This is a genomic window from Glycomyces rhizosphaerae, assembly GCF_042647865.1.
Classification (GTDB): Bacteria; Actinomycetota; Actinomycetes; order Mycobacteriales; family Micromonosporaceae; genus Glycomyces; species Glycomyces rhizosphaerae.
On sequence record NZ_JBHRWO010000004.1, the window covers coordinates 214,395 to 227,959 of the forward strand.

At 69.6% G+C, this 13,565-nt stretch carries 13 protein-coding genes, 1 pseudogene and 1 riboswitch; of the genes and pseudogenes, 9 read left to right on the forward strand and 5 right to left on the reverse strand.

All coding sequences use genetic code 11. From position 1 onward, the window contains the following. Window positions 1–132 precede the first annotated feature (132 nt). Window positions 133–1,590, forward strand: coding sequence for a vWA domain-containing protein (locus ACFO8M_RS01795; protein WP_387969686.1), 1,458 nt, complete (start codon window positions 133–135; stop codon window positions 1,588–1,590). A 42-nt stretch (window positions 1,591–1,632) separates the two neighbouring features. On the opposite strand, the gene ACFO8M_RS01800 is transcribed toward ACFO8M_RS01795, so the two are convergent. From ACFO8M_RS01800 to ACFO8M_RS01810, 3 genes are read right to left on the reverse strand one after another with little or no spacing between them, the layout of a single operon-like run. Beyond that, entirely contained in the window at window positions 1,633–2,265 is a 633-nt protein-coding gene (locus ACFO8M_RS01800; protein ID WP_387969688.1) for a DUF4386 domain-containing protein, read from the reverse strand. After that, complete coding sequence (locus tag ACFO8M_RS01805; protein ID WP_387969691.1) at window positions 2,262–2,537, reverse strand: helix-turn-helix transcriptional regulator; 276 nt, start codon at window positions 2,535–2,537, stop codon at window positions 2,262–2,264. The genes ACFO8M_RS01800 and ACFO8M_RS01805 overlap by 4 nt, the downstream gene beginning before the upstream one ends. Beyond that, on the reverse strand, window positions 2,530–3,015 hold the full coding sequence (locus ACFO8M_RS01810; protein WP_387969694.1) for a hypothetical protein: 486 nt from the start codon (window positions 3,013–3,015) through the stop codon (window positions 2,530–2,532). The genes ACFO8M_RS01805 and ACFO8M_RS01810 overlap by 8 nt, the downstream gene beginning before the upstream one ends. Window positions 3,016–3,330: 315 nt before the next feature. Between ACFO8M_RS01810 and ACFO8M_RS01815 the strand changes: the two genes are divergently transcribed. Then, window positions 3,331–4,815 (forward strand): cytochrome ubiquinol oxidase subunit I, encoded by a 1,485-nt coding sequence (locus tag ACFO8M_RS01815; protein WP_387969696.1) that lies wholly within the window; start codon window positions 3,331–3,333, stop codon window positions 4,813–4,815. Then, the gene (locus ACFO8M_RS01820) at window positions 4,812–5,894 is read left to right on the forward strand and encodes a cytochrome d ubiquinol oxidase subunit II (RefSeq protein WP_387969699.1); all 1,083 of its coding nucleotides are present in this window, start codon (window positions 4,812–4,814) and stop codon (window positions 5,892–5,894) included. The genes ACFO8M_RS01815 and ACFO8M_RS01820 overlap by 4 nt, the downstream gene beginning before the upstream one ends. A gap of 91 nt (window positions 5,895–5,985) precedes the next feature. Here the strand turns inward: ACFO8M_RS01820 and ACFO8M_RS01825 are convergent, their stop codons facing one another. Beyond that, window positions 5,986–7,014 (reverse strand): proprotein convertase P-domain-containing protein, encoded by a 1,029-nt coding sequence (locus ACFO8M_RS01825; RefSeq protein ID WP_387969702.1) that lies wholly within the window; start codon window positions 7,012–7,014, stop codon window positions 5,986–5,988. A gap of 296 nt (window positions 7,015–7,310) precedes the next feature. Next, window positions 7,311–8,306, reverse strand: coding sequence for a hypothetical protein (locus ACFO8M_RS01830; RefSeq protein WP_387969704.1), 996 nt, complete (start codon window positions 8,304–8,306; stop codon window positions 7,311–7,313). 222 nt (window positions 8,307–8,528) lie between these two features. On the opposite strand from ACFO8M_RS01830, the gene ACFO8M_RS01835 reads away from it, so the two are divergent. The 6 genes and pseudogenes from ACFO8M_RS01835 (at window position 8,529) to ACFO8M_RS01860 (ending at window position 13,541) form a co-directional block, all read left to right on the forward strand. Further along, entirely contained in the window at window positions 8,529–9,143 is a 615-nt protein-coding gene (locus tag ACFO8M_RS01835) for a class I SAM-dependent methyltransferase (RefSeq protein ID WP_387969707.1), read from the forward strand. Window positions 9,144–9,203: 60 nt separating this feature from the next. Beyond that, window positions 9,204–10,088: a DnaJ C-terminal domain-containing protein gene (locus ACFO8M_RS01840; protein WP_387969709.1), complete on the forward strand. Its 885-nt coding sequence runs from the start codon at window positions 9,204–9,206 to the stop codon at window positions 10,086–10,088. Window positions 10,089–10,172: 84 nt separating this feature from the next. Continuing rightward, window positions 10,173–10,279, forward strand: a riboswitch (TPP riboswitch). Between the two features lie 154 nt (window positions 10,280–10,433). After that, window positions 10,434–11,003 (forward strand): annotated as a pseudogene (gene thiE, locus ACFO8M_RS01845) (thiamine phosphate synthase); the annotation flags it as partial. A gap of 242 nt (window positions 11,004–11,245) precedes the next feature. Continuing rightward, a complete protein-coding gene (thiO, locus tag ACFO8M_RS01850) occupies window positions 11,246–12,544 on the forward strand; it encodes a glycine oxidase ThiO (protein ID WP_387969711.1) in 1,299 nt (432 codons plus the stop codon). Continuing rightward, the gene (thiS, locus tag ACFO8M_RS01855) at window positions 12,541–12,732 is read left to right on the forward strand and encodes a sulfur carrier protein ThiS (protein ID WP_387969713.1); all 192 of its coding nucleotides are present in this window, start codon (window positions 12,541–12,543) and stop codon (window positions 12,730–12,732) included. The genes thiO and thiS overlap by 4 nt, the downstream gene beginning before the upstream one ends. A gap of 2 nt (window positions 12,733–12,734) precedes the next feature. Further along, entirely contained in the window at window positions 12,735–13,541 is an 807-nt protein-coding gene (locus ACFO8M_RS01860; RefSeq protein WP_387969716.1) for a thiazole synthase, read from the forward strand. Window positions 13,542–13,565: the final 24 nt, after the last annotated feature.

Consider the following 13,565-nt stretch of genomic DNA (forward strand, 5'->3'; position numbering starts at 1 on the left):
GACAGCCCGGTCACGGTCGGGTCCTGATTGCTCACCGCCCCATCACGGTTCGGCAACGAGGGGAACCGAATCGCGGAATCGGCAGTCTCATGGAGGTAACCCCGAGATCCCCAGCGAGAAGGGAACCCCTCCATGAGACGCCACCAAGTGGCCGGTATTCCGGCTGCCCTCCTTCTGATCACCCTGGCCGCCTGCAGCGGCGCCGGCGACGCGGAATCCGGTGCGGCGCAAGACATGACCCAAGTCGAACCCGAGATCGCCGACGAGACGTACGACGCCAACGAGCCGGTGTCCCCGGCGGACGACCCCGAGTCGACGTTCGCGGTCGATGTGGACACCGCCTCCTACGACTACGCGCGCCGCTCGCTCCAGGACGGGGCGCTGCCTCCGGCCGACCAGGTCCGACCCGAGGAGTTCGTCAACTACTTCGACCAGGGCTACGCCGAACCGGAGGGGAACGGCTTCGCGATCACCGTCGACAGCGCTGAACTTCCGGACTGGTACGAGGCCGGCGACGCGACCCACGTGATGCGCGTGGGCCTCCAGACCCGCGCCGAACCCGATACCGAACGCGCCGATGTGAACCTGACCTTCGTCATCGACGTATCCGGTTCGATGGAACAGGACGACCGCATCGGCCTCGTCCGCGACTCGCTCCACACCTTGGTCGACGGTCTGCGCCCGAACGACTCCGTCGCGATCGTGACCTATTCGGACGATTCCGAGCTGCTCCAGGAGATGACCGACGTCGGCGACGGCGAGGAGCTGCACGACGCGATCTACGGCCTCGAGACGGACGGCTCCACCAACATGCAGGCCGGCCTGGAGGACGGCTACGAACTCGCGGGGGAGGCCTTCGACGAAGGCAAGGACAACCGCGTCATCCTGCTCTCCGACGGCGAGGCGAACGTGGGCATCACCGAGCACGACGAGATGCTCGAGGAACTGGGCGAGGACATCGCCGAGGGCATCACGCTGCTCACGGTTGGAGTCGGCGACTCGTACAACCAGGAGATGCTGGAGCAGCTGGCCGACAACGGCGACGGCTGGGCGGTCTACTTCGCGACCGAGTCCGAGGCCGAGCGGGTCTTCTCGGAGCGCCTGACCTCGACGCTCGGGGTGACCGCGCGGGACGCGAAGATCCAGGTGACCTTTGACGAGGCGACCGTTGCGGAGTACCGGCTCATCGGCTTCGAGAACCGGGCGATCGAGGACGACGAGTTCGAGGACGACAGTGTGGACGGTGGGGAGGTCGGCCCGGGGCACAGTGTCACGGCGCTGTACGCGCTGTCGCTGACCGGTGAGGCCGGGGATGTCGCGTCGGTCGACGTGCGCTGGCAGGACCCGGAGACCGAGGAGACGGGGACCGCCGAGGCGTCCCTGCCGACCGACACTTTGGCGGACGGACCCGGCCCGCACCTGAGCGTCGACATGGTCGCGGCGGCCTTCGCCGAGATCCTGCGCGGCAGCGCCGAGTTCGACTGCGAGGCGATCCTGCCTGCGGCGCAGGAACTCGCCGAGACGACCGAGGACCCGGACGTCGAGGAACTGGCGGAGTTGATCGCCGCCGCATCGGATCTGGGGGCGTAGGGGTATTCGATGGGCCGGACGAGTGTCGTCCGGCCCGTCCTCTTACCGTGTTGCCGCTGGCTGGAAGCCTTTGACCAGCAGGTAGATCCCGAGGAACACCTCATTGGTGATGATCGGCAGCACGAGTACCGGCCGGATCGCGTCGTCGGTGACGAACATGTTGACGAGGACGCCGACCGCGCCGATCAGGCCCCAGATCGCGATGTACGCGGGCACCAGCCCGGATCGGTACAGGACCGCGTACAGCACCAGGGCGCCTGCGCCGAAGAAGACCGGCACTCCGGTGCCGACCAGGCTGTCCCTGAAGGCGTTCAGCGCCCAGCCTTCGGTCGAGTCCTGCTCGGCCAGCGCGAGCATCGCGATCGGCATGAGTGCGGCGAACGCGCAGACGGTCGCTTCGACCACGCGGATCACCAGGTAGGCGGTGGCGGCCGTTGTGCTGCTGTGGCGAAGCGGTGTCCACAGTGCTGCGGCGATGACGAGTACGGCCAGGGCGTTGACGATTTCGAGCGCGACCCCGGTGAGGAGGGCCGGCCGGTGGTCGAGGAACTCGTTCAAGGTGTCGGCCTGGTCGATCGCGGTCACGATGAGGATGCCGCCGGTGAGGCTGGCGGCCATGGCGATGAGGAACATCGCGCCGGCGAGTCTCGCTCCGGCTCGGTAGGGGTGGGTCATGGGGGGTTGCCCTTCTTGGCGCGGCGGGCCTTCGGCGGCCCGCCGCTCGGCGGTTCGGGGAGATGGCGCTCGAAGACGTCGCCGATGGTCACGCCGAAGACGTCGGCGATGCGGAAGGCGAGTTCGAGCGAGGGGGTGTACTTGCCGGCCTCGACGTTGACGATGGTCTGGCGGGAGGCGCCTGCGCGTTCGGCGAGTTCGGCCTGCGTCATCTCGTCGGCGAAGAAGCGGAGTTCGCGGATCCGGTTGGTGATGCGGAGCTTGTCAGCCATGGCGGACACCGCGTTCGTAGTCGATGATCTCGGCGGCGCCGGCCGCGAGCGATCCGATGACGAGTGCGGCCAGGAGCACGTGGAGGCCGATCGCGGCCGGCGCGCCGAACGCGATCGCGGCCAAGGCGATGCCGATGCCGATGCTGACGCAGGCGTAGTTGATCCGGGTGGATCGGAGGGCGATGAGGCGGTCCATCTCGTCTTCGACCATGGCGGCGTCGAGGTCGCGTTCGGGTTGGCCGGGGTTCCTACCCTGGTCTTTGACGGCGAGGGTCGCGGCCATCGCGATGTGGAAGAGGATCTGCACGATGATGAGCGCGGCGATGCTGATCCCGAGGAAGACGAGGATGGTGAGCGCCCAGGTGCCGAGGCTTTCGGTTCCCGCTCGTGCTCGGTCGATCGCATACGCCGCGTAGGCGGCCAGGAGTGCGGTGCCCGCGATCATGCTCACGAGCGTCCGCCGGCTCTTGTAGGACATCACGCCTCCCAGGTCGATTGGATTGGACTTGATGTACAAAATACTGTACATCAAGTCGAAGATGCTTGTCAACGCCGAGCGGCGGCACCGGCCGCCTGGGGGGACCCGGATCCGGGTGCGGCGACCGGCTTCAGGAAGAATCGCGAATTTGAGCGCGGCCCGGCGCGGCAGCGAGCGCTTCGGGCGTAGTCGCAGGTTCCGGGGCCTTTCCCCTGGTGATAACGTTTTTGAACACGTTCGATCTCACGTTTCGCGCTCTTGTGAAAGCATTCACAAGAGCGTGGATTCGGGCGGACGGCACCGTAGCTTCAAGGCATGGATGCAACCCAGCTCCTCGCCCAGGCGTCCGATGTAGTCGCCGCCGCCGACCCCGCGGGGCTCATGCCCGCCCGCCAGCAGATGGCGCTGTCCCTCGGATGGCACATCATCCTGGCCTGCTTCGGGGTCGCGTTCCCCGCCATCATCTTCGTGATGCACTTGCGCGGCATCAGGAAGAACGACCCCGTCGCGCTCAACCTCGCCAAGCGCTGGGGCAAGGCCTCCGCCGTGCTCTTCGCGATCGGCGCGGTCTCCGGCACCGTCCTCAGCTTCGAGATGGGCCTCCTGTGGCCCGGCCTCATGGGCAACTTCGGCGACGTGCTCGGACTCCCCTTCGCCTTCGAAGGCCTCGCCTTCTTCCTCGAGGCGATCTTCCTCGGCATCTACCTCTACGGCTGGGGCAAGATGCCCCCGAAACTCCACCTGCTCATGGTGCTGCCCATGGCGATCACCGGCGTGGTCGGCACGTACTGCGTCCTCGCGGTGAACGCCTGGATGAACGCCCCGGTCGGCTTCGACATCGTGAACGGCGAAGTCACGAACATCGAACCCTGGGCCGTGCTGTTCAACCAGCACGCGTTCCTGGCGTTCGCGCACATGTGGCTCGCCGCCTACATGGTCGCGGGCTTCTCGATCGCCGCCGTCTACGCGGTCGGGATGCTCAAAGGCCGCCGCGACCGGCACCACCGCCTCGGGTTCATGGTGCCGTTCGCGTTCGCGACGATCGCGGCCCTCGCGCAGCCGCTCGCGGGCCACTTCCTCGGCCACGACCTGGCCGAGCGCCAACCCGCGAAGCTCGCCGCGTTCGAATACGCCGACGAGACCGCCGACGGCGCGACGCCGCTGACGATCGGCGGCTTCTACATCGACGGCGAAGTCAAGTGGGCCATCGAGATCCCGTACCTCAGCTCGATCGCGTCCCTGAACTCGTTCACCGAACCGGTGCCCGGGCTCGACCAGTTCGCGGAGGAGGACGAGCCGCCGGTGAACTTCACCCATTACTCGTTCCAGGCCATGATCGGCATCGGCCTGCTGCTCCTGGCGACCGTGGCGCTGTTCTGGTTCCTGCGCTGGCGCAAACGGGACCTGCTCGAGAACCGCTGGTTCCTGCGGTTCATGGCGGTCAGCGGGCTGCTCGCCATGACCGCGATGGAGGCGGGCTGGATCGCCACCGAGGTCGGCCGCCAGCCGTGGATCGTCTACGGCGTCATGCGCACGACCGAGGCCGCCGCCGATCACTCGGGCGGCCTGTGGTGGATGTACCTGGGATCGGTGGTCCTTTACGGCGGCATGACGATCGCCGCGATCGCGATCCTGCGCTCGATGGCCCGGCGCTGGCGCGAAGGCGCCGCCGACCTGCCCAGCCCCTACGGGCCGAAGCTCCTGGCGGCCGACGGACCTGCCGAGGTCCGCGAGTGCCCCGATGAAAAGGACGGCACCGACGGCTCGGCCGCCGCGATCGCGAAGGAGACCGCGAAATGATGTCGCTCGAATTCGCCGTCGCCGCAGCGCTGTTCGCCGGGGTCGTCTGCTACGCCGTCCTCGGCGGCGCGGACTTCGGCTCCGGCTTCCACGACCTCACCGCGGGCGGCGCCCGCCGCGGAGCTCCATTGCGGACGCTCATCGACCACAGCATCGGCCCGGTCTGGGAGGCCAACCACGTCTGGCTCATCTACGTGCTGGTCATGTGGTGGACCGGCTTCCCCGAGTCCTACGCCGCCACCATGACCACGCTGTACGTGCCGTTGGTGCTCGCCCTCGTCGGCATCGTCCTGCGCGGCGCGAGCTTCGCGTTCCGCAAGCAGAGCGAGACCCTGTGGCAGGCGAAGCTGTTCGGCGTCGTCTTCGCGACGTCCTCGGTGCTCGCCCCGTTCTTCCTCGGCACGATCGTCGGGGCGCTGGCCTCGGGCCGGGTCCCCGCGGGCGGGAACGGCGACCCGTGGTCGTCGTGGACAAATGCGACAGCGCTGTTCACCGGGTTGATCTCGGTGGGGACCTGCGCGTTCCTGGCCGCGACGTTCCTGACCGCCGACGCGGCCCGCCGCGGCGAGGCGGCGCTGGCGGCGAAGCTCCGCATTCGGTCCCTTGTGGTCGGTGCGGCGACCGGGGTCGTCGTCTTCGCCGGGCTCATTCCGATCGAGCGCGACGCGCCGACGTTCTGGGACGGCCTGACCAGCCGCGCCGCGCCGGTCATGGCGTTGTCCGCGGTCGGCGGGATCGTGACGCTGGTCCTGTTGTGGCGCAGGCACTACAGCCCGGCCCGGTTGGCCGCTGTGGTCGCGGTGGCGACGGTGATGGCCGGCTGGGGGATCGGCCAGTACCCGTGGGTCCTGGTCGACCAGGTGACCATCGCCGACGGCGCGGGCGCTCGGGCGACCCTGCAGGGGCTGCTCGTGGCCGTGGGGATCGCGGCGGTGATCGTCGGACCGGCGCTCGCGTACCTGTTCTATTTGACGCAGTCGCCCGAATGGAACCGGGAAGCGCGCGGTGGCGTCGAAGCAGGCGAGGGTGGTTCGATCCGCCGCAGGGTCTCGCACTGGAGCGGCCAGGTCAGCGACTGACCACTTCGGATAAAGCTTTCAACCTGCGGTGGATGGGAGGAGGGCCGGGCGCCACGGCGCCCGGCCCTCTCATCGCGCGGTCATCGGGGGACTAGATGCTCAGGGACCAGCTGTTGAGCGTGCCGCTGGATCCGCCCGAGTAGGTGTCGGTCACCCGCAGCGTCCAAGTGCCCGAACGGGCTTCGGTGGACAGGTTGACGCTGTAGGTCGCGGCGATGTTCGCGCCGGAGCCGCCGGCGGCCTTGAGCGTTCGGCTCGTGCCGTCGGGGGCGATGAGCGCGATGGTGATGTCACCGCTGTACGGGTGGGTGATGTTGACCGTCACCGAGCTCGTGGAGGAGGCGGTGCCGGTGCAGGACAGCGCGATCGTCGAGTTCAGCGGCGAGCCTTCGGGAATGGCGGCCGCGGTCGTCTTCGAACCGTTGCAGTTGGTCGGCGTGCCGCCCGAGGAACCGCAGTAGTTCGTCAGGTGCGACTGGATCGCGGACTTCTCAGCCGAGTCGACCGAGAGCTTGTACAGGTACTTGACGTGCGTCCAGGCCTTGACGTAGTCGCACCGCAGACCGGTGGTGTTGACGGGCATCCACTCGGCCGGGTCGTAGTCGCTCTTGGAGGAGTTCGCCGAGGTGGTGGCGATCCAGAGCTGGGGCGAGTTGATGTCGTTCGCGAAGGCCTGGCGCTGGGCGGTGGTCCAGTTCCAGGCGCCGGAGGCCCAGGCCTCGGAGAGGGCGACGACGTGGTCGATCGTGGCGTTGGAGACCGTTGTCGTCCAAGTGTTGTCGAAGTCGGACTGCCAGTTGCCGGAGGTGGGCTGGCAGCCGTCGCTGGTGACGACGTTCTGGCCGTCGCGCTTGAGGACGTACTGGCGGGCGGTGCAGCCGCCGGAGCCGGTCACGGACCGCCAGTGGGGGAAGAGGTCGCGGTCGTAGGTCGAGCCGTGGGACTCGGCGGCCACGGTGAGCGCGTTGAGTTCGGACTGCGCGGTCGCGGTCGAGGGGATGCCCGGAGGCCGGACGGCTTGGGCGGGTGCGGCATCGAGGATGACGACCGAGAGGACGGCCAGCGCTGTCGCGGCGAGCGCGGCCAGGGCGCGGCGGATGGGGAGGGTCCAGGAAGACATGTTCGGCTCCTGCGTGATGCAGTTGGGGCGACCGGCGCAGCCGGTCGTGGGGGAGTGGGCCGTCCGGGGATGGGACGACGGCCTTGATTGATCAAAACATGGGATCATCGGCTATGGCAAGGGCCACAGTCGATTGTTCACATATGCGACATGATCCGGTCGGTGACCGAGGGGCGGAAGTTCGCCGAGGGGCGCAGTCGCACAACGAGAACCGCCCGCACCTTGAGGCGCGGGCGGTATTGGCGCAGTGTCCGATCTACCGGGACCCTCCGTTCACGTTCGGGGGCCGGCGATCCTCACTGCACGTCGCGCCGCGGGTTGAGCTGGTCGATGAACCACACGTCGACCAGGTCGCTCACGATGGCGCGCACCGGATCCGACGCCTCCTCGATGGGTTCTCCGTCGGTGCGGCCGATGACCACGTACATCAGGTAATGGCCGTACGTGTTGTAGCCGACCATCGTCGCGGCGCGGCCGAGCTCCTCGGCCTCGCCGTCGGTCCGGAGGGCGGCGAAGCCGCCGTCGAGGCCCGCTTCGATCGCAGCGCGCATCGCGTCCGCCTCGGCGGTGTCGGCGAGGTTGAGGACGCCCGCGGTGGCCGCGTACTCGCCGTCCGGGTTGATCACGGTCGCGCGCACGGTCTGGGTGCAGTCGGCGTCCGCCAGCAGCTCGGCGAGTTCGTCCAGGCCGGCGTCGGCGCACTTCGAGAGCTCTTCGGTCTCAAGGACCTTGTACGCCCCCGTGCCGCCAGCAGGGCTGATCGTGTCCGCCCCGAACAGCTCCTCAATCGAGATCGGCGCGGTGTCGGTGGCGCGACTGGCGATCGGGTCGACCACCTCGGGCGCGGCCGATGCGTCCGCTGCGGACGGCTGGCCGGACTCGGGTGCCGCGCTCGGCGCCGACGGCTCCGGCTCGCCCTCGCGCAGGACGATGAACGCTCCCGCCGTGCAGGCCGCGGCGACCGCGACCGCGCTGACGATCGCGAGCGCGATGAGCCACCACCGCGTGCGGCTCCGGGCGCGCTGCGCGGCGCGGCGCAGCGGCCGCGAGGCGTGGATCTGATCGAGGTGCGCCTCCATCTCCTCTTCGGGAGAACGCTGCGCAGGAGGAGACAGCGCGCGGTCCTTCGAGCTGATCCGCACTGTCGTGCGGTCTTCCGGGCTGAGCCGCACGGTGGGCTCACGCTGCGGCGAGCGCTCGTCGTTCTCAGCCCAGTCGTATCCCGGATTGTCCTGAGAACGGTGCGCCTGCGTCTCCTGGGGAACACCGAACGGTGACGGGCCATGTGCCATGGAGGCAGCTTAGACCCGGAAACCGCCGAAACCGGGAAACGTTCCCTCGGGAGATGGACGCCGTTGAACGGCGTTCGCCTCATCGGGTGACAAGGCATGACACGTGACATATCACATGTCACACAGCGACCCGGGCGCCTCACCGGCCGCCTGCCGACGCGCAGGTCTCTTCCCGGCCGATCCGGCCGAGCCGCGCGGGCCCGGCGCGCGACAATGGTCGACATGTCCAAAGGCCCAGCCGAGCAGCCAGAGCACTACTTCAGCGAGCAGCCCGCCGTCGACGACCGCGAGCGCACCATCGAGTTCGAACTCGACGGCGTCTCCTACGAGCTGACCACCTCCACCGGGGTCTTCTCCGGCGGCCGCCTCGACCCCGGCACCAGCGTGCTCCTGAACAAGGTCGTCCCGCCCGAGACCGCCGGGACCTTCCTCGACCTGGGCTGCGGGTACGGGCCGATCAGCGCGGTGCTCGCCCAGCGCGACGACGCCGAGGTCTGGGCCGTCGACGTCAACCGCCGGGCGCTCGACCTGACCCGGCGCAACACCGAGAAGACCCCCGGCACGGTGCACACCGCCGCACCCGAGGAGGTCCCCGCCGACGTGCGATTCGACGAGATCTGGTCGAACCCGCCCATCAAGGTCGGCAAGGAAGCCCTTCACGAACTGCTCGAGACCTGGCTGCCGCGCCTGAAGGACGGCGGCGTCGCATGGCTCGTCGTCTCGAAGCACCTCGGCGCCGACTCGCTCGCGCGCTGGCTCGCCGAGCAGGGCTGGGCCGTCGACAAGCACGCGAGCGCCAACGGCTACCGGGTCCTGCGGGTCGACCGCCCGCAGTAGCGGCGCTTACCATGGGGCAAACCGACATCGGTGACGCATGCCACCACGGAGGACCCCCTCATGCCCGGCGAACCCCACTCTGACGGCCCGATCGACCTGCAGCTGACCTTGGCGGAGCTGGCCTTCGGGGGCGAGCTGACCATCACGGTTCCCTCCCTCGGTCCCTGCGTCAACTGTGAGGGCTCCGGCCGCGACGAAGGCGACGTCTGCGCCTACTGCCGCGGCGCCGGGACGATGATGCTCGACCGCGATGTGACCGTGACACTCCCTGCGGGCCTTGCCGACGGCGAGACCGTGACCTTGGACTGCGAAGGCATCGACGGCGGCGTCACCGCCGTGGTCCGCGAGCGCGAGCACCAGGCCCTCACCCGCGAGGGCGTCGACCTCCGGACCGTGGTCGAGGTCGAGCCGGAGGTCCTCGAAGAAGGCGACATCGTCGACGTCGAGACGCTCGACGGCGACATCGAACTCCAGGTCGTGGCCGGCACCGACGACGGCGCCCTGATCCTCATCCGCGGCAAGGGCATGCCTGTGCCCGGCGACGCCGAACGTCGCGGCGACCTCATCGTGGAGCTGCACGCGCTCGAACCCGCTGCGCCGGAAGAGATCCGCGCAGCCAGAAGCCGCGGCACAGGGCTGGTCGTCGCCGGCGCGATCGCGATGCTGGTCGGCCTGCTGGTCACCGTGACCGCGCTGGTCGAACGGATGACCTTCGACGTCTGCGAATCCAGCGGGACCACCATCTGCGCGATCGCAGTCGACGGAGCGGTCCAGGACGGGATAGATCTGACCCCCGAACAGCAGCTGGACTGGGCGACCGACGAGATGGTGCGCGACCTCGTCCCCGGGATCGTGCTCCTCGTCCTCGGCTTCTGGTTGGCGGCCAAGGGCTTCCGCCAAATGGGCGAGCATCGCGCCGAACCGGGGCAGGTGCGTGCGGGCTGACACGGTGTCCGGCTCGTGTCCAATTGGTGACACGAGACTTGCGAGCCGCGCTCGCGATGGCGTAGCGTGGCGCCCGTAAACGAATAAAACCCACGGGAGTCCGGTGCATCGGGCTGAGAGGGGACTTGGTAGTCCCGACCGTCGAACCTGATCCAGGTCATGCTGGCGCAGGGAGAAGGAGCTGCTGTGCGCGCTACTCGTCTACCTCGACTCCACGTCATCACCGACACCCGCGGCCCGTTCGCGCCGAACCCTCAGGCCCCGCCCGGGAACCCGGCCGCGCGCGTCAACGGCTTCGCCGGGTCGGCCCGCACCCAGAACGCCGCTGCAGTCGCTTCCGCTGCGCCGCTTCGCGACCCGCTCGCCGTAGTCGCAACTGCGCTGGCGGCCGGAGCGCGGCTCATCCAGGTCCGACCCGAAGACCACTACAACGACCGCGCGGCCTTCGACCTCGCCACCGCGATCGCCGCGCTGTGCGACGAGTACGGCGCGTTGTGCCTGGTGAACGACCGCGTCCACATCGCGCAGGCGGTCGGCGCCGACGGCGTGCACCTCGGCGCCGAAGACCTCCCGCTCGACGCCGCCCGGCGCATCCTCCCCGCAGCCTCGATCATCGGCGGCACCAGCCGCGACCCGGAATCGGCGCGAGCCGCCCGCCGCGCCGGGGCCACCTATCTCGGGGTCGGCCCCGTCTGGGGCACCACCACGAAGACCGGTCTCCCGCAACCGATCGGACTCGACGGTCTGGCCGCCGTATGCGAGGCGGTCGACCTCCCGGTGATCGCCATCGGCGGCATCACCGCCGAACGGGCGGCGCAGTGCCGCGAAGCGGGAGCCCACGGGGTCGCGGTCGTCGGCGCGATCGCCTCCGCCGGCGACCCGGGACAGGCCACGGTAGAACTCCTTGCGGCCGTGGGCGAAAGCCCGGCGACGACGCGACGGCCGAATCGGGCGGGAACGCCCGTGCGCGGCGGGGACCTCGGTGGGCGGGGCGACAGCGGTAGGCCCGCCGTGGGCGAGCAGTCCGCAGTCGGCCGCACCGATGACATCGCCGACCGCCGAAACGCCTCGGAACACGATGTCCGACAGGAAGATCAGGTGAGCGTCCTCAGCGCCTCGCCCGATACCGGCCCCCTGCGAGGGGTGGGCGAAGCCTGATGCGCATCGCCATCGTCGGCGCCGGTTCCATCGGGCTCGCCGTCGCGTGGCGGGCCGCCCAGGCCGGCGCCGAGGTCGTCGTCCACGACCCCGAACCCGGCTCGGGCGCTTCGCGCGTGGCCGCCGGCATGATCGCCCCCGTCACCGAAGCCCACTACGGCGAGGAAGCCCTGGGCCCCTTCATGGCCGAGTCGGCCGACGCCTGGCCCGACTTCGCCCGCGAGCTCGAAGCCGCCTCCGACCTGGAGATCGGGTTCCGCGACCTGCCCACGCTGCTCGTCGGCGTCGAGGACGGCGACCGGGCCGAGATCGACCGTCAACTTGAGCTCTATCGATACAGCGCAAGGAATGTCGAAGCGCTCACTGCGCGCGCCGCCCGGAAGGTCGAGCCGCTGCTGAGCCACCGCGTGCGCGGCGGCGTGCTCGCGCCGGAGGACCGCGCGGTCGACCCGCGCGCCGTTCATGCCGCGCTGCTGGTGGCGGCGGAACGGGCCGGTGTCGCGACAGTGGCGGAACGGGTCGAGGACCTCGCGACCCTCGACGCCGACCAAGTGGTCATCGCGGCAGGCTGCGGATCGGCGCGATTCGCGGGTGCCGCCGGCAGCCGCACTGGAACGTGCGACGAAGACGCCCTCGCCGGCAGTGCTCGGTGGACGCTTCCGGTCCGCCCCGTCCGCGGTGCGGTGCTGCGACTACGAGCGGTGGGCGACCAGCCGACCCCCCGGACCACGGTGCGCGGGTACGTGAAAGGTCACTCGGTCTACATCGTGACCCGCCAGAGCGGTGAGGTCGTGGTGGGAGCGACGAGCGACGAGCGGGGTTTCGATCGGCTGACCGGAACCGCCGGGGCGGTGCACGACCTGCTGCGCTGGTCGATCGAGCTAGTCCCGGAGATCGTCGAGTACCACCTGGAAGAGGTGAGCGTCGGCTTCCGGCCCGGAACTCCGGACAACCTGCCGCTCATCGGCCGCCTCGACGAGCGGACAGTCGCCGCTACCGGCCACTACCGCAACGGCATCGCACTCATCCCGGCCACGGCGAGATCAGTGGCGGCACTCCTCGCCGGCGAGGGGGCCGGACCGCCGAAGGCGTTCGACCCGCTGCGGTTCAGCGAAAACGGCGATCGATCGGTCGGGCGGATCGAGGGCATGGCACAGCGACCTGGGACGCCGTTCGCAGGCGCCCCCGAATCGATAGTGCCCGCCGGGTCCGACAGTCCGGACCCGCGCAGTGTGAGCGGCCCGAGTGATCCGGGCGACAAGCGACCGAACGGCAACCCTGAGGAGGGCGACTCATGAAGATCGAGCTCAATGGCGAAGCGCGCGAAGGCATCGCCACCGTCACCGACGCCGTCGCGGCCGTGACGTCCGCACCGCGAGGGATCGCCGTCGCCCTCAACGGCGAGGTCGTTCCCCGGTCCGAATGGGACCGTCCGCTCGCCGACGGCGACGCCGTCGAAGTGCTCACCGCGACCCAGGGAGGCTAGCCATGAACCAGCGCACCACCGGCCGGACCGGCGCCAACCGCGACGCCGAACTCAAGATCGCCGACAAGACCTTCACCTCACGCCTCATCCTCGGCACCGGCGGCGCCGCCAACCACGCCCAGCTCGCCGAGGCCATCACCGCCTCCGGCACCGAGCTCGTCACCGTCGCACTGCGCCGCGTCGACCCGGCCGCGTCAGGGTCCATTCTGGAAGTCATCGAACGCTGCGGCGTCGAGATCCTCCCGAACACCGCCGGATGCTTCACCGCCGAACAAGCCGTGCGCACCGCCAAACTCGCCCGCGAAGCCTTCGGCACCAACTGGATCAAGCTCGAGGTCATCGGCGACGAGGACACCCTCCTCCCCGACCCGGTGGAACTCCTCGACGCCGCCGAAACCCTTGTGGGCGAAGGCTTCACCGTGCTGCCCTACACCAGCGACGACCCCGTGCTCGCCCGCCGCCTCGAAGACGCCGGGTGCGCGGCGGTCATGCCCCTCGCCGCCCCCATCGGCACCGGCCTCGGCGTCCGCAACCCCCACAACCTGGCGCTGATCTGCGAGAACGCCGCCGTCCCCGTCATCTGCGACGCCGGCATCGGCACCGCCTCCGACGCCGCTCTAGCCATGGAACTCGGCTGCTCCGCCGTGCTCCTCGCCACCGCCGTCACCCGCGCCGCCGACCCGGCGCTCATGGCCGCCGCCATGCGCGACGCCGTCACCGCCGGACGCGCCGCCCGCCTCGCCGGACGCATCCCCAAGCGACACTTGGCCAACGCCTCGTCCAGCTTCGAGGGGATGGCCGACCTGTGAACCGCGTGAACCGCCCTCGGCGAA